At 71.9% G+C, this 22940-nt stretch carries 23 protein-coding genes and 1 riboswitch; of the genes, 5 read left to right on the forward strand and 18 right to left on the reverse strand.

Going from position 1 to position 22940, the window contains the following annotated elements:
• Position 1: 1 nt before the first annotated feature.
• Both PD653B2_RS03620 and PD653B2_RS03625 read right to left on the reverse strand, forming a co-directional pair.
• The gene (locus tag PD653B2_RS03620) at positions 2-478 is read right to left on the reverse strand and encodes a pyridoxamine 5'-phosphate oxidase family protein (RefSeq protein ID WP_085870958.1); all 477 of its coding nucleotides are present in this window, start codon (positions 476-478) and stop codon (positions 2-4) included.
• 20 nt (positions 479-498) lie between these two features.
• On the reverse strand, positions 499-1194 hold the full coding sequence (locus tag PD653B2_RS03625) for a sulfotransferase (RefSeq protein WP_085870959.1): 696 nt from the start codon (positions 1192-1194) through the stop codon (positions 499-501).
• A 54-nt stretch (positions 1195-1248) separates the two neighbouring features.
• Between PD653B2_RS03625 and PD653B2_RS03630 the strand changes: the two genes are divergently transcribed.
• Both PD653B2_RS03630 and PD653B2_RS03635 read left to right on the forward strand, forming a co-directional pair.
• Positions 1249-2769: a TldD/PmbA family protein gene (locus PD653B2_RS03630; protein ID WP_085870960.1), complete on the forward strand. Its 1521-nt coding sequence runs from the start codon at positions 1249-1251 to the stop codon at positions 2767-2769.
• The gene (locus PD653B2_RS03635) at positions 2769-4163 is read left to right on the forward strand and encodes a metallopeptidase TldD-related protein (protein ID WP_085870961.1); all 1395 of its coding nucleotides are present in this window, start codon (positions 2769-2771) and stop codon (positions 4161-4163) included. Before PD653B2_RS03630 ends, PD653B2_RS03635 begins: the two co-directional genes overlap by 1 nt.
• On the opposite strand, the gene PD653B2_RS03640 is transcribed toward PD653B2_RS03635, so the two are convergent.
• On the reverse strand, positions 4132-5007 hold the full coding sequence (locus tag PD653B2_RS03640) for a CHAD domain-containing protein (RefSeq protein ID WP_085870962.1): 876 nt from the start codon (positions 5005-5007) through the stop codon (positions 4132-4134). The two genes, PD653B2_RS03635 and PD653B2_RS03640, sit on opposite strands and share 32 nt — an antisense overlap.
• Before the next feature lie 122 nt (positions 5008-5129).
• Here PD653B2_RS03640 and PD653B2_RS03645 point away from each other — a divergent pair, with 122 nt between their 5' ends.
• The gene (locus PD653B2_RS03645) at positions 5130-5648 is read left to right on the forward strand and encodes a hypothetical protein (RefSeq protein WP_085870963.1); all 519 of its coding nucleotides are present in this window, start codon (positions 5130-5132) and stop codon (positions 5646-5648) included.
• 23 nt (positions 5649-5671) lie between these two features.
• Here the strand turns inward: PD653B2_RS03645 and PD653B2_RS03650 are convergent, their stop codons facing one another.
• The 13 genes from PD653B2_RS03650 to PD653B2_RS03710 all read right to left on the reverse strand — a co-directional run bounded on the left by PD653B2_RS03650 (position 5672) and on the right by PD653B2_RS03710 (position 18398).
• A complete protein-coding gene (locus PD653B2_RS03650) occupies positions 5672-7027 on the reverse strand; it encodes a serine hydrolase domain-containing protein (RefSeq protein ID WP_085870964.1) in 1356 nt (451 codons plus the stop codon).
• On the reverse strand, positions 7024-9879 hold the full coding sequence (gcvP, locus tag PD653B2_RS03655) for an aminomethyl-transferring glycine dehydrogenase (RefSeq protein ID WP_085870965.1): 2856 nt from the start codon (positions 9877-9879) through the stop codon (positions 7024-7026). The genes PD653B2_RS03650 and gcvP overlap by 4 nt, the downstream gene beginning before the upstream one ends.
• 67 nt (positions 9880-9946) lie before the next feature.
• Positions 9947-10046, reverse strand: a riboswitch (glycine riboswitch).
• 96 nt (positions 10047-10142) lie between these two features.
• Entirely contained in the window at positions 10143-10742 is a 600-nt protein-coding gene (locus PD653B2_RS03660; protein ID WP_085870966.1) for a MerR family transcriptional regulator, read from the reverse strand.
• Positions 10743-10931: 189 nt separating this feature from the next.
• The gene (locus PD653B2_RS03665; RefSeq protein WP_085870967.1) at positions 10932-11405 is read right to left on the reverse strand and encodes a bifunctional nuclease family protein; all 474 of its coding nucleotides are present in this window, start codon (positions 11403-11405) and stop codon (positions 10932-10934) included.
• 42 nt (positions 11406-11447) lie between these two features.
• The gene (locus PD653B2_RS03670) at positions 11448-12188 is read right to left on the reverse strand and encodes a MerR family transcriptional regulator (protein ID WP_085870968.1); all 741 of its coding nucleotides are present in this window, start codon (positions 12186-12188) and stop codon (positions 11448-11450) included.
• Positions 12185-12727, reverse strand: a complete 543-nt coding sequence (locus tag PD653B2_RS03675; protein WP_085870969.1) for an FHA domain-containing protein — start codon at positions 12725-12727, stop codon at positions 12185-12187. Before PD653B2_RS03675 ends, PD653B2_RS03670 begins: the two co-directional genes overlap by 4 nt.
• 142 nt (positions 12728-12869) lie before the next feature.
• Positions 12870-13256 (reverse strand): glycine cleavage system protein GcvH, encoded by a 387-nt coding sequence (gcvH, locus tag PD653B2_RS03680; RefSeq protein ID WP_085870970.1) that lies wholly within the window; start codon positions 13254-13256, stop codon positions 12870-12872.
• A gap of 54 nt (positions 13257-13310) precedes the next feature.
• On the reverse strand, positions 13311-14090 hold the full coding sequence (locus PD653B2_RS03685; protein ID WP_085870971.1) for a DUF881 domain-containing protein: 780 nt from the start codon (positions 14088-14090) through the stop codon (positions 13311-13313).
• Entirely contained in the window at positions 14083-14415 is a 333-nt protein-coding gene (locus PD653B2_RS03690; RefSeq protein WP_085870972.1) for a small basic family protein, read from the reverse strand. Before PD653B2_RS03690 ends, PD653B2_RS03685 begins: the two co-directional genes overlap by 8 nt.
• Positions 14412-15308: a DUF881 domain-containing protein gene (locus tag PD653B2_RS03695; RefSeq protein ID WP_085870973.1), complete on the reverse strand. Its 897-nt coding sequence runs from the start codon at positions 15306-15308 to the stop codon at positions 14412-14414. Before PD653B2_RS03695 ends, PD653B2_RS03690 begins: the two co-directional genes overlap by 4 nt.
• Positions 15301-15900 (reverse strand): CDP-alcohol phosphatidyltransferase family protein, encoded by a 600-nt coding sequence (locus PD653B2_RS03700; protein ID WP_085870974.1) that lies wholly within the window; start codon positions 15898-15900, stop codon positions 15301-15303. Before PD653B2_RS03700 ends, PD653B2_RS03695 begins: the two co-directional genes overlap by 8 nt.
• A gap of 66 nt (positions 15901-15966) precedes the next feature.
• Positions 15967-17016: a hemolysin family protein gene (locus PD653B2_RS03705; RefSeq protein WP_085870975.1), complete on the reverse strand. Its 1050-nt coding sequence runs from the start codon at positions 17014-17016 to the stop codon at positions 15967-15969.
• A complete protein-coding gene (locus tag PD653B2_RS03710; RefSeq protein WP_085870976.1) occupies positions 17013-18398 on the reverse strand; it encodes a hemolysin family protein in 1386 nt (461 codons plus the stop codon). The genes PD653B2_RS03705 and PD653B2_RS03710 overlap by 4 nt, the downstream gene beginning before the upstream one ends.
• A gap of 249 nt (positions 18399-18647) precedes the next feature.
• On the opposite strand from PD653B2_RS03710, the gene PD653B2_RS03715 reads away from it, so the two are divergent.
• Both PD653B2_RS03715 and PD653B2_RS03720 read left to right on the forward strand, forming a co-directional pair.
• Positions 18648-20216 (forward strand): DUF1800 family protein, encoded by a 1569-nt coding sequence (locus PD653B2_RS03715; RefSeq protein ID WP_085870977.1) that lies wholly within the window; start codon positions 18648-18650, stop codon positions 20214-20216.
• Between the two features lie 5 nt (positions 20217-20221).
• Entirely contained in the window at positions 20222-21463 is a 1242-nt protein-coding gene (locus tag PD653B2_RS03720) for a DUF1501 domain-containing protein (RefSeq protein WP_133058892.1), read from the forward strand.
• Positions 21464-21474: 11 nt separating this feature from the next.
• Here PD653B2_RS03720 and PD653B2_RS03725 read toward each other — a convergent pair whose 3' ends face one another.
• Complete coding sequence (locus tag PD653B2_RS03725; RefSeq protein WP_345775739.1) at positions 21475-22353, reverse strand: NAD(P)-dependent oxidoreductase; 879 nt, start codon at positions 22351-22353, stop codon at positions 21475-21477.
• A gap of 19 nt (positions 22354-22372) precedes the next feature.
• Entirely contained in the window at positions 22373-22534 is a 162-nt protein-coding gene (locus PD653B2_RS24735; RefSeq protein ID WP_165763312.1) for a hypothetical protein, read from the reverse strand.
• Between the last annotated feature and the right edge of the window lie 406 nt (positions 22535-22940).

The following is a 22940-nucleotide window of genomic DNA, read 5'->3' on the forward strand; positions in this document are numbered from 1 at the left end:
GTCAGACGTCGACCTGGCCGTGCTCGGCCTCGTACGGCTCGCCGGTCAGCTTGGACTTCACCAAGCTGACGATCGAGGCGGCCTTGCCGCCGGGCGTGTCCCAGTACTCCCCGCGCTCGACGTCGACCTCGCGCAGGACGACGTTCGGGTCCTCGGGGCCGCCGGGGAGCCAGGCCTCGGCGAACGTGTTCCACAGCTCCTCGAGCTTCGCGTCGTCGTCGACGACCGCCGCCGACCCGGTCACCGAGACCCAGGCGTCGCGTGACGAGAAGGTCAGCGCGACGGCCGGATTCTCCTGGATGGCGCGGACGTGGGCGCTGTCGCGGGCGGCGATGAACCACATCTCCGCCGTGGGCTCGACCTCTTGGCGGGCCATCGGCACGCTGCGCACGCCGTCGGCGCCGAACGTCGTGAGCATCGCGAGGGGCATGTCGTCCACCAGGTCGACGAGCTTCTTCTGGTCCCCGGTGTCGGTCATGGCGGGGCAGTACCCACCCGTCAGCCGAGCGACTCCCACCGGCTGACGTCGAGTCCCCAGTCGTCGGCGAGCCGTCGCGCCTGGGGGCGGTACATGACCTGGAGCGCCGTGCGGGTGCCCTCCGGCCAGTCCCAGTCGGCCTCGCTGCTCGAGCTCGAGCGGGAGCGCTCGTCGACCGCGGAGAGCGGGACCGGGTCCAGCCCGAGCGTGCGCCAGACGGCGTCGACGGCGAGCTGCGCGTCCTCGCGCACCTGCTCGTAGACCATCACGTGCAGACGCTCCCGCCCGACGAACGACGCCCAGGTGTCGAGCTGGTCGGCGTAGAAGCCGGCCCAGGTCTGGAGGTTGATCGGGATCGGGTACGGCTGGGACCTGCCGCGGGTCACCGCCAGCCGCATCGCCGACCGGTACCTCTCCACCGGGTCACGGAGCAGCACCAGGATCGGTGCGTCCGGGAGCAGACGGGGCACGACCACGCCGCACGACGGGTGCCGCAGGTACTGCGGCGAGAAGTCGCCGCGGCGCACGCCGTCGTCCGGGAAGAGGTCGAGGTACTCCTGGGCCGGGACCCGGCCGTCGGCGACCTTGTGGAGCAGTTGCTGCTCCTTCTTCCCGTTGGTCCCGAGGCCGACCTGGGGGTGCTGGGTGAGCAGGCCCGTGAACCACGCGGTCCCGCTGCGTTGCGCGCCGATACCCACCCACGCCGGTGCACCCATGGCCCGACCCTAAGGGATGGAAATCGGCAGGCAGACATCAGATAGGTTCGGCCCATGAGCGCGTCGAGGCTGGATCCGTCGTTCACGTCCCTGCCTTACCGCCACCTCGGCGACGCCGCCCTGACCCGGGCCCGGGAGCTCGGCGTGGGGCACGCGGACTTCCGGTTCGAGCGGGTCCGCTACCAGAGCCTCACCGTCCGGGACGGCGTCCTCCAGGGGGCGAACGACCAGGAGGACCTGGGCTTCGCGGTCCGGGTCATCCACCGCGGTGCGTGGGGCTTCGCGTCCGGCGTCGTCCTGACCCCCGAGGAAGCGGTCCGGGTGGCCGAGACCGCGGTCGCGGTGGCGCGGGTCGCCGCCGAGATGACCAGCACGCCGGTCGAGATCGCCGACGAGCCGGTGCACGCCGACGTCGAGTGGGTGTCGTCGTACGACGTGAACCCGCTGGACGTCGCGGTGGCCGAGAAGGCCGCGCTGCTCATCGACTGGACCGACCGGCTGCGCACCGGCGCTGCCGTCGACCACGCGTCCGCCCACCTGCTGCAGGTGCAGGAGAACAAGTACTACGCCGACCTGTCCGGCACCCGCACCACCCAGCAGCGGGTCCGGCTGCACCCGGGCTTCGAGGCGATGGGCGCGGGCGCCGACACGTTCGACTCGATGGCGAGCATCGCCCCGCCGGTCGGCCGCGGCTGGGAGTACCTCGCCGGCGGCACCGGAGCCTGGGACTGGGACGGCGAGATCGAGGAGGTCCCCGAGCTGCTCGCCGAGAAGCTCAAGGCGCCCAGCGTCGAGGCCGGCACCATGGACCTCGTCATCCATCCCTCCAACCTGTGGCTGACCATCCACGAGTCGGTCGGGCACGCCACCGAGCTGGACCGGGCGCTGGGCTACGAGGCGAACTACGCCGGCACCTCCTTCGCGAGGTACGACAAGCTCCACACCCTTCAGTACGGCTCCCCGGTCATGAACGTCACCGGCGACCGGACCGTCGAGCACGGCCTCGCCACGATCGGGTACGACGACGAGGGTGTCGAGACGCAGAGCTGGGACATCGTGAAGGACGGGCTCTTCGTCGGCTACCAGCTCGACCGCCAGATGGGCCTGATGCACCCCGAGCTCAACGGGGGCCGGTCCAACGGCTGCGCGTACGCCGACTCCCCCGGCCACATCCCGATCCAGCGGATGGCCAACGTGTCGCTCCAGGCGGCGCCAGGGGGCCCGTCGACCGAGGAGCTGATCTCCCGGGTCGAGCGTGGGCTGTACGTCGTCGGCGACAAGTCGTGGTCGATCGACATGCAGCGCTTCAACTTCCAGTTCACCGGCCAGCGGTTCTACACGATCACCGACGGCGAGCTGGGCGGCCAGGTCCGCGACGCGGCCTACCAGGCGACCACCACGGAGTTCTGGAACTCCATGGAGGCCGTCGGCGGCCCCGAGACGTGGCAGCTGGGCGGGGCCTTCAACTGCGGCAAGGCCCAGCCCGGGCAGGTCGCGGCCGTGAGCCACGGCTGTCCGACGTCGCTCTTCCGAGGCGTCCGGATCCTGAACACGACCGACGAGGCGGGGCACTGATGAGCACGGCGTTGCATCCCCAGTCCTTCGTCGAGCACGCGCTCGCCACGTCGATCGCCGACGACTGCATCGTGATCGTCCGGGACAGGACGAGCGCCAACCTGCGCTGGGCCAACAACACCCTGACGACCAACGGCGTGATGCAGGGCATCGACGTCACCGTCATCTCGTTCGTGCGCACCGCCGACGGCGTCGCCACCGGTTCGGTGACCGGCAGCGCCACCACCCAGGCCGGTGTCACCGTGCTCGTCGACGCGGCCGACGCGGCGGCCCGCGCCGCCACGCCCGCCGAGGACGCCGCCGAGCTGGTCCGCGACGCCGTGTCGGCCGACTGGGACGACGTGTCGGTGACGACCGACATCCACGTGTACGACGCGGTCGCGCCCGCGCTGGGCGAGGCGTTCGGCCGGGCGGGTGCCGAGGGCAGGGTGCTCTACGGCTTCGTCAACCACGAGATGACCACGACGTACCTCGGCTCGACCACCGGCCTCCGGCTGCGCCACGTGCAGCCGACCGGCCACTACGGGTGCACCGGCAAGACCGCGGACCTCGCCAGCAGCGCCTGGGTCGGCGGCGCCACCCGCGACTTCGCCGACGTCGACCCGCTCGCCTTCGACGCCGAGCTCGCCCGCCGGCTCGGCTGGGCGCAGCGCCGCGTCGACCTGCCTGCGGGCCGCTACGACACGATCCTGCCGCCGACCGCGGTGGCCGACCTGATGATCGACGCGTACTGGAGCGCCGGTGCTCGTGTCGCGTTCGAGGGCCAGTCGGTCTACAGCCTGCGCGGCGGCGGCATCAGGATCGGCCGGCCGGTCGCGAAGCCGGGCGTCACGCTGTCGTCCGATCCGGCCTACCCCGGTCTCGAGTGCGAGCCGTTCGCGGTGGCGACCTCGTCGAGCAACGAGTCGTCGGTCTTCGACAACGGGCTGCGGCTGGGGCACACCGACTGGATCCGCGACGGCGAGCTGACCTCGCTGATCCAGACCCGGCACTCGGCCGCGATGACCCAGCAGCCGGTCACCCCCGCGATCGACAACCTGGTGCTGTCCGTCGCCGGCGCGACCGGGTCGATCGACGACCTGGTGGCCGGCACCGAGCGCGGGCTGCTGCTCACCTGCCTCTGGTACATCCGCGAGGTCGACCCGCAGACCCTCCTGCTCACCGGCCTCACCCGCGACGGGGTCTACCTCGTCGAGCACGGCGAGATCACCGGCGCGGTCAACAACTACCGCTTCAACGAGAGCCCGGTCGACCTGCTCAACCGCTTCACGCATGCGTCGGCCACCGTGCCGGCGTTCAGCCGGGAGTGGGGCGACGACTACTTCTCCCGCACGGCGATGCCGGCGCTGCGGGTGCCCGACTTCAACATGTCGAGCGTCTCGCAGGCCCAGTGAGCCGTTCCCAGACGTCGGCCAGGCCCGCGTCGAGCTCGTCGGCACGCCGCTCCTCGCGAGCGTGCAGCCGGCCGTAGGTGAACGTCGGCTCGCCGGCGGCCGCCGCGGCCCCGGCCAGCGCGACCAGCTGCGCCCTGCTCGCGACCGTGTCCTGCCGCTCGCCGAGGTGCTCGGTCAGCCGGGTCGCCGCGCGCACCGAGCGGCGCGCGGGCTTGCCCACCACCGGCTCGACCGCCTCCGCCGTGTAGCGGAACCGCTTGGCCGCCTTGCGCAGACCGTGCAGTGCCACGTCGTCGTGCGGGTCGTCGACGACCGCGGCGTACCGCTTCCGCAGCCGCGTCCACTGCCGGCGCAGCCCCTCCGGCAGCACCTCGTCGGCCGGTCCCTCGGCGAGCGCGGTCCACGGCACCTCCGTGACCAGACCGTCGAGCCCGGCGCGCAGGTCGCGGTAGCGCTGGCTCAGCAGCACGCCCGGCACGTGCACCCGGTCGCCGTACGTCGTTGCCAGCCGGTCGGAGACCGGGCCGACCACCAGGTCCGGCGGCTCCTGGTCGAGCAGCAGCCGGAGGCGCTCGTGCACCACGAACTCGTCCCGTGCGGCGCCGAGCGACCGCGCCAGCCACTGGATCTCGTCCGCCAGCGGGCCGGTGGCCGTCTCGTCGAGCAGCGGCCGGAACGACACCAGGACCGCCCGCAGCCGTCGGCAGGCGACCCGCGCCTGATGGACGCCGGACGGGTCGCCACGGCGCATCTCGGCGTCTCGCCGCGCCAGGTCCTCGACCTGGGCGACCAGGCGTGCGTGCAGGACCGCCCGAGCAGTTCCGGCCTTCCGCGCACCTGACACGAGATGTGTCTATCGCACCCAGGTGGACGGCAGCGGAAAATGTCTGGTCGCTCGTGCAACCCGACCAGCGGTCCAGGCGTATCCCCGGTGTTCGTCCACCTACAGGAAGCAAGGATCCGACCATGCGCAGCAACCAGCTGATCACGGGCGTCCTGGCCGCTGTCGCGACCTCCAGCCTGATCGGCCTGGGGAGCGCGGCGCACGCCGGTGCGCCCACCACCACCCACGAGAAGGGCATCGTCCTCGACTGCTCCGGCACCTGGCGGGGCGAGCACGTCTACTCGTCGCTCTACGAGAACAACCTCCACGGCAACACCATCCAGGTCGTCATCGGAGACGGCGCCGTCGCCGGCGACTCACGCCGCACCCGGCGCGACTTCGTCGACGGGCGCGCGGTCCGTGGCGTGCTGAAGCTCGACGGCCGGCGCGCACTCGTCGAGGGTCGGGCCCACGCGGTCGGCCGGAAGACGGCGGTCCACGAGGAGCACGACGACGCCGGTCAGCACATCACCGTCGACGGCACCCACCGCCGGCTGGCCAGCGAGCTCACGCTCACCTGGAAGGGCACCACGGTCCCGCTCGACTGCGCGGACTCGTTCGTCTACGACCTCCAGGTCACCCGGGAGTCCACGGTCGACTGACCGCGGATCAGCAGCGGCACCCGCTAGCGACCCGGATGTCCCCCAGGAATGGGGGCGTCCGGGTCGTACGGCGTGCGCGTGTAGACGAACGTCGCGATGTCGAGGTGGCTGATCGACCCGTCGTCGCGGCGTACGACGCGCAGCTCCTCGCCGGCGTGGTAGCCGGAGCGCCCGACGACCCGCCCGTCCACGACGGCGAAGCGGTAGGCCTCGGCACCGTTGCGACGGGCGACCAGCTCGCTGCCGTCCATCGCGAAGACGAAGGGCGTGTTGCCCCAGTGCCAGACGCCGGGCACGCCGGCGAGCTCCGCCGGGACGTGCGCGGTCGGCACCCATGGCCGGTCGATGGTGGGCTCGCAGCGGTGCAGCTCGTCGAGCAGCTCGGTCGCCAGCTGGACGGGCGAGTAGCCGGTGGTGGCGTTCGCGAGCACCACTCCCCCGACGCGCCGCTTGCGGTCGACCAGGCAGGCGGCGAGGAAGCCCGGCATCGAGCCGCTGTGGCCGGCCAGGGTGCCCGACCCGCCCGGGAAGAGCTGGAAGCCGAGGCCGTGGGCGTAGGTCACGCCGTCGTGCGGGTTGCCGGACTGGGGCCCGAAGGCCTGCGCCAGCTCGCCGGCGGAGAGCACGTCGGGGTGCCCCTGCCCCAGGAAGGCCGCGTACGTCGCGAGGTCGGCGATCGTCGCCCAGACCTGGCCGGCCGGCGCCATCGCGCCGTTGTCGGTGGAGGGCTCGTCGAGCAGGGTGCCGTCGTACGGGTGCACCGACTGCCCCTGAGCGGCCGCGCCCTCGGGCAGGTACGACGTACGGTCCATGCCGAGGGGGTCCAGGATCCGCGTCCGCACGGCCTCCCACCACGTGGTGCCGAGCAGCCGGGCCGCCAGCTCACCGAGCAGCGCGTAGCCGAGGTTGGAGTAGTGGAACTCCTGGTGGGCCGGGAAGGCGGCCGCCGACCCGTCGTTGGCGGCCACCAGCTCCTCGAAGGAGACGCCCACCGACCGCTCCCACCACGAGCCGGCCGGCTCGGACTGGAGGCCTGCGTCGTGGGCGAGCAGCCCGCGCAGGGTCCGGTCGGCGTAGCCGACGTCGCCGAGCACGGTGGACGCCGGGTCGTCGAGCCCGATCCGGCCGTCGCGCACCAGCTGGAGCACCAGCACCGCGGTCATCGTCTTGGTGATCGACCCGATCCGGTACTGCACGTCCAGCGGGTCGTGGGCGGGCACCCCGGTCGAGCCGTACGAGCCGAACCACGCCGGCTCGCCGTCGCGGACCAGGCCCGCGACGACCGACGGCAGCCGACCGCTCGACTGGGCATGGGCGAGCCGGGCGAGCAACCGGCGGGAGGTGTGGTCGCTGACGCTCGCCCGCGGGGTGGGCGTCACTCCGCGAAGGCTTCCAGCGGAGGGCACGCGCAGACGAGGTTGCGGTCGCCGTAGGCCTGGTCGATCCGGGCGACCGGCGGCCAGTACTTGTCGGGGTCGATGCCGGTCGGGAAGACCGCCAGCTCGCGGGAGTAGGGGCGGTCCCACTCGCCGACCAGGGCACGGGCCGTGTGGGGAGCGCCGCGCAGCGGCGAGTCCTCCGGGCTCCACTCCCCCGCACCGACCCGGTCGATCTCGGCCCGGATCGCGATCATCGCGTCGATGAAGCGGTCGATCTCGGGGAGGTCCTCCGACTCGGTCGGCTCGACCATCAGCGTGCCGGCGACCGGGAACGACATCGTCGGCGCGTGGAAGCCGTAGTCGACCAGCCGCTTGGCGACGTCGTCGACGGTCACGCCCGTCTCCTTGGTCAGCCCGCGCAGGTCGAGGATGCACTCGTGGGCGACCAGCCCGCCGTGCCCGCGGTAGAGCACCGGGTAGGCCTCGCCCAGCCGGCTGGCGATGTAGTTGGCCGACAGCACCGCGGCCGCCGTCGCCCGGGTCAGGCCCTCGGCACCCATCAGCCGGATGTAGGCCCACGAGATCGGCAGGATTCCTGCCGAGCCGTACGGCGCCGCGCTGATCGGCCCGATGCCGTCCCGCTTCGCCTCCTCCGGGTGCATCGCGTGGGAGGGCAGGTACGGCGCGAGGTGCGCGCGCACCGCGACCGGGCCGACACCCGGCCCGCCGCCGCCGTGCGGGATGCAGAAGGTCTTGTGCAGGTTGAGGTGCGACACGTCGCCGCCGAACTCCCCCGGCTTCGCGTAGCCCAGCAGGGCGTTCAGGTTCGCGCCGTCGACGTAGACCTGCCCGCCGTGGCCGTGCACGATCTCGCAGAGCTCGCCGATGGTGTCCTCGTAGGCGCCGTGCGTCGACGGGTAGGTCACCATGATCGCGGCCAGGTCGCCCGAGTGCGCCTCGCACTGGGCGCGCAGGTCGTCGAGGTCCACGGTCCCGTCGGCACCGGACTTCACGACCACGACCCGCATCCCCGCCATCACCGCGGAGGCCGCGTTGGTGCCGTGGGCGGAGGACGGGATCAGGCAGACGTCGCGCGCGGCCTGGCCGTGGGCGCGGTGGTAGCCACGGATCGCGAGCAGGCCGGCGAGCTCGCCCTGCGACCCGGCGTTGGGCTGGATCGACACCCGGTCGTAGCCGGTGACCTCCGCGAGCCAGCCCTCGAGTTCGGTGACGAGCCGGCGGTAGCCGAGCGCGTCCTCGGCCGGGGCGAACGGGTGGAGGTCGGCGAAGCCGGGCAGCGACACCGGCTCCATCTCGGTGGTGGCGTTGAGCTTCATCGTGCAGGAGCCCAGCGGGATCATGCCGCGGTCGAGCGCGTAGTCGCGCGCCGACAGCCGGCGCAGGTAGCGCAGCATCTGGGTCTCGCTGCGGTGGCTGCCGAAGACCTCGTGGGTCAGGTACGGGGTGGTGCGGGCGAGCTCCTGCGGCAGCGCGTCGAGGGGCTCGACGGCGCTCGGGACCACGTCGAAGGCGGCGTGCACGGCCCGGAGCGTGTGGGCGCCGCTGAGCTCGGAGAACGACAGCGCCACCGTGTCGGCGTCGACCAGCCGCAGCTGCAGGCCCTCCTGGCGGGCGGCGGCGACGATCTTCTCGGCCCGGCCCGGGGTCTGGACGGTGAAGGTGTCGAAGAAGCTGGTCGTCGAGACGGTGTAGCCGGCGCCGGACAGCGACGCGGCCGCCCGGGCGGCGAGCAGGTGGGCGCGCCGCGCGATGCCGCGCAGGCCCTCGGGGCCGTGGTAGACGGCGTACATCGACGCGACGACCGCGAGCAGGACCTGCGCCGTGCAGATGTTGGAGGTGGCCTTGTCGCGCCGGATGTGCTGCTCACGGGTCTGCAGGGCGAGCCGGTAGGCCGGGCGGCCCTCGGCGTCGACCGAGACCCCGACCAGGCGGCCCGGCAGGTGTCGTTCGAGCCCTGCCGCCACGGCCATGTAGCCGGCGTGCGGGCCGCCGTAGAAGAGCGGCACGCCGAAGCGCTGGCTGGAGCCGACCACGACGTCCGCGCCCAGCTCGCCGGGTGCCTCGAGGAGGGTCAGCGCGAGCAGGTCGGCCGCCACGACCGCCAGCGCGCCGCGCTCGTGGGCGGCGGCGATGACCGGCCGCGGGTCGCGGATCTGCCCGGAGGCCCCGGGGTACTGCACGAGGACGCCGCACAGCTCGCCGTCGGGCAGCCCGTCGCTCAGGTCGGCGACCACGACCTCGATGCTCATGCCCTCCGCGCGGGTGCGGATCACGTCGATCGTCTGCGGCAGCGCATCGGCGTCGACCACGAACGGGCCCGACGCCGACCGGTTGCCCCGGCGCACCAGCGTCATCGCCTCGGCGGCCGCCGTGCCCTCGTCGAGCAGCGAGGCGTTGGCGGTCGGCAGCCCGGTGAGGTCGCCGATCACGGTCTGGAAGTTCAGCAGCGCCTCGAGCCGGCCCTGGGAGATCTCGGGCTGGTAGGGCGTGTAGGCGGTGTACCAGCTCGGGTCCTCGAGCACGTTGCGCCGGATCACCGGGGGCGTGATCGTGCCGTGGTAGCCCAGGCCGATCATCGGCTCGCCCGGTCGGTTGGTGTCGGCGATCTCGCGCAGCTCACGGGCGGCGACCTCTTCGCTGACCGGCTCCGGGAGGTCGAGGGACGCGGCGGACCGGATGCCGCCGGGGACGGCGGCCGCCATCAGGGCGTCGAGCGACTCGAAGCCGAGCCGGGCGAGCATCGTGTCGATGTCGGCGGGCCGGAGGCCGATGTGCCGGTCGACGAACGGCAGGGCGCCGTCGAGCTCGGTGAGCGAGGGGTGCGGTGACATGGTGGCTCCTCGAAGGTCGTTCGGGTGCCTCCCCCTCTGTCGCGCCGCCGTTGGCGCTCCAGAGTGCCTGACCCGCACGGTCCGGTGGCCTGAGAGGTTCCGGGGAGGAATTGCCCCTTCGGCGCCCCGGCCACGTCGTGCGCCGGGGACTCTCCCGTGCAGGAGTGTCAGCACGGCCTAATCTACCGGCCGATCTCGGCAGAGACGACGTCGGCCCGCCGCCCGGAGGGGCGACGGGCCGACGTCCGTGGTTCGGGTGGGTGCTACCCCGTCTTGCGGGCCGCCCGGCGAGCGGCGAGCTCGTCGCCGGCGGTCGGCTCGGCCTCGGCCTCGGCGGTGCGCTCGGACGGCAGCTCGGCGAGGGTGCCCTCGATCTCCTGCCAGACACCGCCGATCGCGATGCCGAACACGCCCTGGCCGCCCTGGAGGAGGTCGATGATCTCGTCGTTGCTGGTGCACTCGTAGACCGAGACGCCGTCGCTCATCAGCGTGACCCGGGTCAGGTCGTCGGTGCCGCGCAGCCGCAGGTGCTGGACGGCCGTACGGATCTGCTGCAGCGAGATCCCGGCGTCGAGGAGACGCTTGACGACCTTGAGCAGCAAGATGTCCTGGAACGAGTAGAGCCGCTGGGAGCCGGAGCCCTTGGCGCCGCGCACGGTCGGCTCGATCAGTCCGGTGCGGGCCCAGTAGTCGAGCTGCCGGTAGGTGATGCCGGCGGCGTTGCACGCGGTCGGCCCGCGGTAGCCGGTGTCGCTGGGCAGCGGGGAGACGTCGTCGGTGAAGAGCAGGCCCTGCTCCTCGGCCGCCTCGACAGCCAGGGCCGCCTCGACGCCCTCGCCGTGCTGCTGCTCGTTCTCGTTCACTCGGTCCTCCGCTGGCTACTCCGTGTGCGTAACTCCCGGGGAAGGGTGCCGGTCGGCCCACGATGATCGGGCACCACAGCGGTGGAGTTACAACAGAGACAGTTCAAGGTAGGCCTCTACCTGAGGGTCGTCAAAGAGGTGGGCGGCGTGTCGCAACCATCAACCTCAGGTTGAGGGTTAGACCTGTGCTCAGTCCTGCGGGGCCTCGAAGTCCTCCGGCGTGACCTGGTCGAGGAACTCGCGGAACTTCTCGACCTCGTCCTCCTGCTCGGCGGGCACAGCGAGGCCGGCCTCGTCGAGGACCTCCTCCGCGCACATGATCCGGGTGCCCGTGCGCAGCGCGAGCGCGATCGAGTCCGACGGGCGGGCGCTGACCTCCGCACCGGAGCCGAAGACCAGGTTCGCGAAGAAGACCCCGTCCTTCACGTCCGTGATCTGGACCTCGGTGAGCTCGTTGCCGGTCGCGTCGAGCACGTCCTTCATCAGGTCGTGCGTCAGCGGCCGCGGCGGGACGACGCCCTGCTGGGCGAACGCGATCGCGGTGGCCTCGACCGCCCCGATCCAGATGGGGAGGTAGCGCTCCCCCGTCACCTCGCGCAGCAGCACGATCGGCTGGTTCGAGGGCATCTCGACCCGGACACCCATGACATCGACTTCGCGCACGTCCCTCACCCTACTCCCGGCCGAAAGGCCGCGGGCGCCGCCTCAGGTGCGGCGCAGACCCGCCTTGACGAGGGTCGCGTGCAGTCGCACGGACAGCGCCGCGATCTCGCTGACCGCGTCGTCGGCCCGGGCCTTCGCGGCGGCGTCGCGGCCACCCCGGTGCGGCGCGATGACCTGCTCCACCAGGCCGACCTCGCGGTCGGCGGCCGTCTTGAAGGCGCGCAGGTGGCGCGGCTCGAAGCCGAAGTCCGCGAGCTCGCGGGCCGTGGTGGCGACCACCAGCGCGTCGGTGTCGTAGTGACCGGTGCCGGCGCGCGGGGTGACCAGGCCGAACTGCTCGAGCTCGTCGAGCAGCTCCTCGGAGATCTCGGCGATCTTCACGAGCTCGCGGCGCGACAGCCGGACCTGGTCGCGCCGGTTGAAGGACTCGGCGCTCGGCAGTCCGTCGGCCGCGAGCGCGACCCGCGGGACCGTCGGCACGACCGGGTCGATCGGCGGCGGCTCGAGGCCGCGGTCGATCGCGTCGAGGTGCTCGCCGATGACCTTGAGGGGCAGGTAGTGGTCGCGCTGCATGCGCAGCACGTAGCGCAGCCGGTCGACGTCGTCGTGGGAGAACTTGCGGTAGCCCGACTGGGTGCGCTCGGGCTTGATCAGCCCCTTGTCCTCCAGGAACCGGATCTTCGGGATGGTGATGCCGGGGTAGTCGGGACGCAGCTGGTCCAGCACCTCACCGATGTTCATGCGGGCCCGGGCGGACGCGGACGCTCCGGACGGGACGCTCATGCGGTCTCGTGGCCGGCGAAGAACACCAGGCGGTACTTGCCGATCTGGACCTCGTCGCCGTCGGTGAGCTGGACCCGGTCGATCCGGTCGCGGTTGACGTAGGTGCCGTTGAGGCTGCCGACGTCGCTCACCGTGAACGTGTCGCCGCTGCGGTGGAACTCCGCATGCCGACGCGACACCGTCACGTCGTCGAGGAAGATCTCGCTGTCGGGGTGCCGACCGGCGTTGACGACGTCGGCGTCGAGCAGGAAGCGGCTCCCGGAGCCGGGTCCGCGCTGGACGACCAACAGGGCGTGGCCCGAGGGCAGCGCGTCGACCGCGGCCGCGTCGACCGCGTTGAGCTGCCGGTCGGACGTCTCGACCTTGTCGGCCCCGGTGCCGATGGAGATGGTGGCCGTGGACTCGCCGTCTCCCGCGCCCGGCGTCTCCCCCGCCCCTGACGGCTCGGCCGGCTCGGGGGTCACCAGCCGGGTGCCGCACTGCGAGCAGAAGCGGGCGTCATCGGGGTTCTGCCTGCCACACGAGGTGCAGAACGGCATCGGTCAGTCCTTCGGTCGCCATCGGATCGCGGTGTCCCGAACCCTTAACGCGGGGTTGAGGGTGACGGTCACCCGAACTTATCAGCCCGCGCCCGACGTTCAAGCGAACTCGGGGCGACCGGCCGGGGGTGCCGGCCGGGGATCAGACGTTGAGCGACGCCTCGTAGGTGATGGCGTCCATCAGGTCGTCGAGCTGACCGCCGGAGGACGGCACGACCTCGAAGAGCCAGCCGCCGCCGTACGGGTCGTTGTTGACCAGCTCGGGGGTGGAGTCGAGCGCGTCGTTGCGGGCCACGACCTCACCCGAGATCGGTGCATAGACGTCACTGACCGACTTGGTCGACTCGAGCTCACCGCAGGTGCCGCCGGCGTCGACGGTGTCGCCGACCTCGGGGAGCGACACGTAGACGATGTCGCCGAGGGCGTCCTGGGCGTAGTGGGTGATCCCGATCCGCACGGACCCCTCCTGCTCACCCGGCTGGCGGACCCACTCGTGCTCGGTGGTGTACATCAGGTCGTCGGGATACAAGGCGTTTTCCTCCGGTCGAGCTCGGGTGGGTGTGCGGGTGCACCAGCCGTGAGGCTACTGCGACGTGTTCGGGAGTGCGTACTCCGGTCGCTCGGGCTCGACGACGCTCTCGATGTCGAGCGACGGGAGCTCGTCGACCTCGACCGTCGCGCCGCCCTCCTCGAACTGGTCGCGCGGCCCCTTCGGGAAGTCGATGCCCGACTCGGCGAGCAGGTGCGGCTCGCCGATGACGTCCACGACGTACGGCGAGGACACCAGCTGGTCGCCGACCAGGATGCCGCCGACCCCGTCCGCGAACGACGTGCTCGCGACCACGCGCACCTCGCCGTTGATCTGGATCGCCTCGGCCCCGGCGGTGCGGAGCTCCTGGATCATGTCGACCACCGTGTTGATGTCGACGGCGGTGTCGCCCTCGGTGATCGTCACCCGGATCCCGGGACCGGTGACCGGCACCAGCCCGGCCAGGATGGCCAGGGTCTCGGCCTCGTCCTGAGCCTGGGCGAGGGCCGCCTCGCGGGCTCCGGTGCTCGACTGCAGGTCGTCGCGGGTGTGCTGGAGCCGGGCGATCTCGGCCTCGGCGCGCTGCGTGGTCCCGGCGAGGCCGTTGAGCACGTCGATCAGGTCCTGCTCGCGCAGGCTGCCGTAGGTGTTGTCGACCTCGTTGAAGCGCACCTGGGTGATCGAGGCGAAGCCCACCAGCGCGAGCAGCACGGCGACCACGAGCTGGCCGCGCGACGGCCGCAGGAACGCGCGCCGCAGGCGGTCCCGCCCCGACGGCTGCCGCTCGGGCGTCGCCTCGGCGCCGCCGTGGTCGTCCTCGAGGTCGTCAGGCATGGAACAGGTGTCTCCGGATCGCGGCGACGTTGGAGAAGATCCGGATCCCGAGGACGACGATCACGCCGGTCGACAGCTGCCCGCCGACGCCGAGCTTGTCGCCGAGATAGACGATGCCGGCCGCGATCACGACGTTGCTGACGAACGAGACCACGAAGACCTTGTCGTCGAAGATCCCGTCGAGGTAGGCGCGCAGGCCACCGAACACGGCGTCGAGAGCGGCCACGACCGCGATCGGGAGGTAGGGCTCGAGGCCCAGGGGCACGTCGGGCTGGAACACGACGCCCAGCACGATCCCGACCAGCAGCCCGAGTGCGGCGATCACGGCTCTGTCTCCTTCTGCGGCTGGTTCAGGTTCTGTTGGGCCGTGCCCTGGACCGCTGAGCGGAGCCGCAGGAGCCTGCTCGGCGCGGCCGGGAGGGACAGCTGGTCCACATTGTCCATGTCGACCACGATCCCGACCTGGTTGGGGAGGTCGAAGAACTGCCGGCCGCTCGCCGTGTCGAGGAGCCTGCCCTGCAGGGTGTCCTTGTCGCCGATCGCCGCGACGACGTACGGCGGCGACAGCGCCTGGAAGTTCACCCGGATCACGATCCCGGAGTTGCGGATCGCGGAGCGCGAGGTGAGCCGCATCCCGTTGATCGAGATCGCCTCGGCGCCGGCGCGCCACAGCCCGTTGACCAGCAGCGCGAGGTCGGAGTCCTTGACCTCGCCGCCCGGGATGCCGCTCGGGTCGTCGTCGACGGTGATCCGGATGCCGGGACCGGAGACGGCCCGGAAGCCGCTGACGGCCCCGAGCCGCACCTTCCGGTTCTGGGCGGCCTGCTCGGAGGACGTCACCTCGTCGAGGTTGTCCTGGAGCCCGACGTTGAGCTCACGGAGCTTCACGATCTGGCGCTGGAGCTCGGCGACGTCGTCGCGGCTCTCGTCGATCCGGCTGACCAGGCTGGCCCGGCCCGCGTCGTCCACACCGGCGCGGGCGGACGTCTGCAGCGCCGCGACGGTCACCAGCAGGCCGAACGCGGCGACCACGACTGCCGCGGTCCGGTGAGGCCGGCTGCGGCGCGGGCCGTCGCCGCCGGTGGCGGCGCGCTCGGCGGCCTTGCGCGCCGCGACGTGGAGGTAGTCCTCGTCCAACGACTGCTGGGTGATCAGGGTGAGCAGCGGCGTGCTGACCCGGTCCTGGTGCCGGAGCTGCTCCAGCGTGGGCTCAGGCATCGGTGGCCGCCGCCCGCCGTTCGGTGGTGGCGAGCAGGGTCCGCACCTGCCACGCGTAGAGGACGCCCGCCCACCAGTAGAGGCCGATGCCCCAGATCGCGAACGCCCAGCCGAAGACGTTGGCCAGGGTCGCCACCGTGCCGTCGCCGTCGCCGAGGAGCAGCAGCGGGAAGGCGTAGAGCAGGTTGAAGGTCGCGGCCTTGCCGAGGAAGTGCACCGGGAGCGCGCTGTAGCCGCGGGTGCGCAGCAGCGGGACCAGCCCCCACAGCAGGAGGTCGCGCAGCGGCAGCGAGAGCGCCACCCACCACGGGATGACCTCGCGCAGCGCCAGCCCGACGACGACGGCCAGGATGTAGAGCCGGTCGGCGACCGGGTCGAGGATCTGGCCCAGCGTGGAGGTCTGACCGAGCTTGCGGGCCAGGAAGCCGTCGAGGAAGTCGGTGATGCCCGAGACCATGAGCAGCGCCAGCGCCCAGCCGTCGGCCTCGGGCCCGAGGATCAGCCAGAGGAAGACGGGCACCCCGGCCAGCCGGATCATGCTGAGCAGGTTGGGCACCGTCCACACGCGACTGCGCGTCGAGTCGTCCGCCACTGATTCCCTGCACTTCGATGATGTCCGGGGGCTGTTGCCGAGCACACCCTATCGGCCGGGTCGACCTCAGACCGAGTCCTCGAGGTGTGCCGCGTCGCGGATCTCGCCGACCAGCTCCTCGATGACGTCCTCCAGGGTGACCAGCCCGAGCGTGACCCCCGCGTCGTCGACCACCCGCGCCATGTGGGCGCCACGCCGCTGGAGCGTCTCGAGCGCGTCGTGCAGCGGCTCGTCGGCGGTGACCGGCGCGAACGGCCGGATCCACTTGTCGTCGATGGGCCGCTCGCGGCGCTCCTCGTCGGGCTCGAGCACGTCCTTGATGTGCAGGTAGCCGAGCAGCTCCCCGTCGTCGGAGACCACCGGGAAGCGGCTGAAGCCGGTCGCGGCGCACAGCGCCTCGACGTCGGCCCCGGTCGACCCGCGGCGCACCGTGGTGAGGCTCTCGGGCGGCATCAGGACCGCGGTGACGGTCTTCTCGGTGAAGCCGAGCGCACCGGCCAGGCGGTCGTACTCGTCGGCCTCGAGCAGGCCCTCGCCCCGCGACTCCTCGACCAGCGCGGCGACCTCCTCGCGGGTGAAGGTCGAGCTGACCTCGTCGGTGAGCTTGGCGCCGAGCAGGCGCAGGATCACCGAGGCGAGCGCGTTGATCACGACCACCACCGGGCGCAGCACGGTGACGATGGCCCAGATCGGCGGGCCGAGCACCAGGGCGGCGCGGTCGGGCCCGGCGAGCGCGATGTTCTTCGGGATCATCTCGCCGAGCACGACGTGCAGGTAGACGACCACCGCGAGCGCGATCACGAACGAGACCGGGTGGAGGGCGCCCTCGGGCAGGTGGAGGGCGTGCAGCCCGGGCTCGACCAGGTGGGCGACGGCGGGCTCGCCGACGGCACCCAGGACCAGGGAGCAGACCGTGATGCCGAGCTGGTTGACACCGATGACCAGGGAGATGTTCTCCATCGCCTTGATCGTGGTCTTCGCCATCCGGGACCCGGCCTCGGCGCGCGGCTCGATCTGGGTACGACGAGCCGAGACGAGGGCGAACTCCGCAGCGACGAAGAACGCGTTGCCGAGCAGGAGCAGGATCGCGAGCGCGACCGCGGTGCCGCTGTTCATCGCTCCTCCCCCGTGTCGCGGGACTCCGACGGGTCGTCGGACGCGTTGGTGCCGTCGAGCAGGCGCAGGGTGAGCCGGTCGATGCGCAGCCCGTCCATCCGGTCGACGGTGAGGACGGCCAGCTGCTCGCGCGGCTCGTCCGGGTCGGAGCGGTCCGGCACGGACACCTCCGCGAGGTCGCCGACCTCCGGGATCTTCCCGAGCACCTGGAGCACCAGGCCCGCGATCGTGTCGTAGTCCTCGTGGTCGGGCAGCTCGATCCCGGTGAGGTCCTCGACCTCGTCGGGGCGCAGCATGCCCGACAACGACCAGCTGCCATCGCGCTGCAGCCGGGCGTTGGTGCTCAGCCGGTCGTGCTCGTCGGCGATGTCGCCGACGATCTCCTCGACGACGTCCTCGAGCGTCACGATGCCCGCGAACCCGCCGTACTCGTCCATCACGACGGCCAGCTGGAAGCCGTCGGTGCGCAGCAGCGCCAACAGCGGGTCGAGACGCAGTGAGTCGGGCACGACGATGGGCTTGGCCATCAGGTGCTTGACCTTGGTGGTCGAGCGCTCCGGGACCGGCAGCGCGACCGCGTGCTTGACGTGCACCGTGCCGACGACGTTCTCGCCGTCGTCGAGCACGGGGAAACGGGAGTTGCCGGTCTCGCGGGTCCGCTCGATCACGGCGCTCGCCCGGTCGTTGACGTGGAGACAGTTGCACCGGACGCGCGGCGTCATGATCTCGCCGGCCGTCCGGGAGCCGAACTCCACCGACCGCTCCATCAGCTCGGCGGTCTCGACGTCGAGCGTGCCGAGGTGCGCCGAGCGCTGGATGAGGGACGCGAGCTCGGTGGAGCTCCGCGCCGAGCGCAGCTCCTCCTGCGGCTCGATGCCCAGGCGGCGTACGGCGGCGTTCGCCGACCCGTTGAGGAACCGGATCGGCACCCGGTTGACGGCCGTGAACGTCCGCTGGAACCGCTGCGTGGCCCGGGCGACCTCCATCGGCTTGGCCAGGGCGAGGTTCTTCGGGACGAGCTCGCCGAAGATCATCGTGAGGATGGTGCCCAGGGTCAGGCCGACGCCGACCGCGACCGGGGTGATCGCACCGTCGGGCACACCGGCGCTCCTGAGCGGGCCGTCGATGAGGTCGGAGATCGCCGGCTCGGCCAGATAGCCGATCGCGAGGTTGGTGATGGTGATGCCGACCTGCGCTCCGGAGAGCTGGGTGGAGAGCGTGCGCAGCGCCTCCTGGAGGCCGCGCGCGGCGGCGTCACCCGCCGCGGCGGCCTGCTCGACCTTGGTGCGGTCGACGGTGACGAAGGAGAACTCGGCCGCGACGAACACGCCACAGGCGAGGATCAGGAGGATCGCTGCGGCCAGCAGCAGCCACGCGGTCATCGGTGCTCTCCGCGGCCGAGCAGGTCAGGCGGGGAGAGCGGGGGACTTTGAGAGCCGTCCATGGGCGGAGCGTCGAGTCCTCACGGTGCGGGATTGGTCTCGCGAACTGTACCGGGATGCGCCCCCGCAGGGGATTCGGGGAATGTCCCGCCCCGGCACGGCCGGTCCGCATAGGCTGTCCCCGACCGCGGACCACCCTTCCTTCTCGGGAAGCCACCGGGTACCGCGACGACTGGGAGAGCCGCCCGCATGCCCACCAGCACCGCTCGCGCGTCCCGCCGCACCGTCCTCGGCGGCGCGGCCGCCACCGGCACCGCCGTGACCCTCGCCGGTCCCGCAGGCGCCGCGACGTCGTACACCCCCGCCCACTACCGGGGCGACCGGCTGCTGTCGCCGGCCGGCCGGCACCTCGTCGGCCGCTTCTCGTACGGCGTGACGCCGGAGCTCGCCGCGGACGTCCGTCGCGCCGGGGGCCCCCTGGCGTGGTTCGACGCCCAGCTCGACGCCGGTGCGATCGGTGACGAGCGTGCCGACGAGCTCCGGTCGTGGTGGTCCGGCCTCTCCCGGAGCGCGACCGAGATCTGGCGACGTCAGCGCGACGACATCGAGGGCGGCTGGGAGGTGATGGCCGACTACCAGCGCTGGGTGCTGCTGCGCCGCATCCAGTCCAAGCGCCAGGTGCTCGAGACGGTCACCGAGCTCTGGGAGAACCACTTCAACGTGCCGGTCTACAACGACTCGGCGTGGTTCTGGCGCACCCAGTACGGCGACACGATCCGCGCGGGCGCGCTCGGCCGCTTCGACGACCTGCTCCACGCCGTGATCACCCACCCGGCGATGCTGATCAACCTCGACAACGTGAGCTCCTCCGCCGAGCACCCGAACGAGAACCTCGGTCGCGAGCTGCTCGAGCTGCACACCGTCGGACGCGGCGAGTACGACGAGGACGACGTGAAGAGCTCCGCCCGCATCCTCACCGGCTGGAGCGCCGACATGTGGAGGACCTTCGACCCGGTCTACCGCAAGCAGTGGCACTGGACGGGCCCGGTGGAGGTCATCGACTTCACGCACCCGAACGGCGACGCCGACGGGCGCGCGGTGACCCAGAAGTACCTCACCTACCTCGCCCACCACCCGGCAACGGCTCGCCGGGTGGCGCGCAAGCTCGCGGTGAAGTTCGTCAGCGACACGCCCTCCGACTCCCTCGTCGACCAGCTCGCGCAGGTCTACCTCGACCACGACACCGAGATCCGGCCCGTGCTGAGCGCACTCGTGCGGTCGGCGGAGTTCAAGGCCGCGGTCGGCGCCAAGGTCCGCGACCCCGGCGAGGACGTCGTCGCCGCGTACCGCGCCCTCGACATCCGGATCGCCAGGCCGCCCCAGGGGGACGCCGGCGACTCCCACGCTGCCAACCAGATCCTCTGGCAGGCCGACGACATCGGCACCAAGCCGTTCGATTGGCCTCGGCCCGACGGGCAGCCGATCGACAACGACGCCTGGGCGTCGCCGTCGCGGATGCTCTCGTCGATGTCGATCCACATCAACATGGCGGGCGGCTGGTGGCCGAGGACCGGTGCCACCTACCGCCCCGTCGGCTGGTGGGTGCCGCGCTACCCGATCCGGTTCGACCTGCTCGTCGACCACCTGTCGCAGGTGATCTTGCACCGCCGTTCGACCGCCCAGCTGCTCGAGGCCTGCTGCCAGGCAGTGGACGTGCGGCCGCACGAGAGGATCACCCGCGACCACGGTGTCGTGAAGTGGAACTGGTACCGCCTGCTGACCACCTTCCTCGACTCCCCCGCCTTCCTCACCCGGTGACCGCGATGACCAGGAACCCCTGCTGCGACGAGTTCGCCCGCCTCTCCCGCCGCTCGTTCCTGGGCGGCTCGGTCGCCCTCGTCGGCGCCACGACGATCGTCGGCTCCGCCGCGATCACGACCTCGGCTGCCGCCCTGACCTCGGCGCCGTCCGTGCTCGTCGTCCTGTCCCTGCGTGGCGCCGCCGACGGGCTCTCGCTCGTCGTCCCGCACGGCGACCCGGTCTACTACGACGCCCGCCCGCGCATCGCCGTGCCGTCGGACCGGCTGCTGGCCAAGGACGGCATGTTCGGCCTGCATCCCCAGCTGGCGCCGCTGCTGCCGCTGTGGACCGCCGGCAGGCTCGCCGCCGTGCAGGCGACCGGGCTCCCGGCGCCGAACCGCTCGCACTTCTCGGCGATGGAGGAGGTGGAGGACGCCGACCCGGGCTCGACGAAGCGCAGTGGCTGGCTCAACCGGCTGATCGGCACCGACGCCTCGACCTCACCGCTCCAGGGCTTCAACGCGGCCGGTGGCGTCGTCCCGACCTCGTTGTACGGCGCGCAGCCCGTCATGTCCGCCGGCAGCATCGACTCGGTCGAGATCCCCGGCGACGACAAGTGGGACGTCACCAAGGGGCGCCGCTCGTCGCTGCACACGCTGTGGGACCGCGAGAGTGGGCCCCTCGGCACCGCGATGCGCTCCATGTTCGGCGCGCTCGACGACTTCGCGCCGGTGAAGGAGTCCGTGGACAACCAGGACTCCTACCCGGACTCCGACCTCGGCCGCGCGCTCTCCGAGGTAGCCCGGGTCATCCGCGGCGATGTCGGAGTCGAGGTGATCACCGTCGACCAGGGCGACTGGGACATGCACTCCGACATGGGCTCGGTCGAGAACGGCTGGATGAGCGACAACGCCCAGGACCTCGCCGGCTCGGTCGCCGCGTTCTTCGGCGACCTCGGCACCCAGGCCGCGAAGGTCACCCTCGTGACGATCAGCGAGTTCGGCCGGCGGGTCGTCGAGAACGCGAGCAACGGTCTCGACCACGGCTACGGCAACGTCATGCTCGTCGCCGGCGCAGGCGTCAAGGGCGGCCGCTACTACGGCACGTGGACGCCGCTGACCGACGACGTCGACTCCGACCTGCTGGTGACGACCGACTACCGCAGCGTGCTGGCCGAGATCGTGTCGGCTCGCTTCGGCGCCTCGACCGCGGCGGTCTTCCCGCACTTCGCGCCGGAGTCGGTCGGCGTGATGACGTCTCTCTGAGCCGTCGGACCTCAGTGCGTCCGGTAGGTGGCCGCCATGTCGAGGTCGCCGTCGCCCGCGTCGACCGCACGGGCGAAGTGCGCACGGATGCCGGGCATCAGCCCGAGGTCGACGCCGGCGCCCGCTGCCGCGGCCAGGATCAGGTCGACGTCCTTGAGCGCACCCTCGAGGCGGAACGCCGGCGCGAGCTCGCCGTCGAGCATCGCCGCGCCCTTGAGCTGGACGTACGGCGCGTCGAGCGCGCCGCCCTTCACGGCATCGAGGAAGAGCCGCGGGTCGACGCCGAGGTCGCGCGCCAGCGCCAGTGACTCCGCGACGCCCTCCACGACGGTGAACACCCAGGCGTTGGCCACCAGCTTGAGCCGGGACGCCTCGAGCCCGGCGCCGACCCAGAGGGTGCGGCTGCCGATCGCGTCGAAGACCGGCTGGGCCCGCTCGCGGGTCTCGTCCGGGCCGGACGCCAGCACGACGAGGGCACCGTCGTCCGCGGGCTTCTTCGTCCCGAGCACCGGGGCGTCGACGTAGGCCAGGCCCAGGTCGCTCGCCAGCCGAGCCAGCTCCTCGGTGCCCTCGACGCCGACGGTCGACGACTGGATCCAGAGCGCGCCGCTGGCCAACGCCTCGCCGGCCTCGGCGATCGTCGCCGCCACGGACTCCCGGTCGAAGAGCATCGTGACGACGATGTCGGCCCCGGCGACGGCGTCGGCGACGGTCTCCGCCACGGTGGCCACGTCGGCCAGGGGTCGGGCCTTCTCGGGCGTGCGGTTCCAGATGCGCAGTGGCAGTCCGGCGGCGGCGATGTTGCGGGCCATGCCGGCACCCATGGTGCCGGTGCCCAGCAGGGCGACGGTCGGTCGAGCAGTCATGCCCCCGACGGTACGGCGCGGCACCGAACGCGCCGTACGTCGGTCAGCGTCCGGACGTGCTGCTGTCCGCCGGCTGGATCACCGCCTGCTCGTCGTTGTTCAGGTGGTTGACGGCGTGGTCCACGTCGTTGACCTGCATCTGCGTGGCGACCGTGGCGGCCAGCACGACCAATGACATGGCGATGGCATGCAGAACTGTTCGCATCGAGTCCCCCCGGACTTCTCGTGTGCGGGTTGCGAGCCCTTCGTTCGATGCTGTCACGGTGTGCGGCACGCACAAGGGCGCCGCACCGAACTTGAGGAAACCTTGCAGACCGATCAGCTCGTAGGGCGGCCGCCGGCGTCCGCCGCGACCCGACCGCCCTCCCTCACGTGGGCTGCGGGCCGTTCCGGGTTGCGCGCCGGCAGGCCGGCCACGGGACCAGGCCACCGGTGGTTGAGGAAGGCGCTCTGGCGCCTGTCTCGAAACCCCCGCAGCCCAACCGCCCTCCCTCAGGTGGGCTGCGGGCCGTTCCGGGTTGCGCGCCGACAGGCTGACAACGCGGGTACGGCGGGCGGGTGGTTGCGGTCGCCTCCCGGCCCACCGGTGGTTGAGGAAGGACGAAGTCCTG

It is taken from the genome of Nocardioides sp. PD653-B2 (genome assembly GCF_002117935.1).
Classification (GTDB): domain Bacteria; phylum Actinomycetota; class Actinomycetes; order Propionibacteriales; family Nocardioidaceae; genus Nocardioides.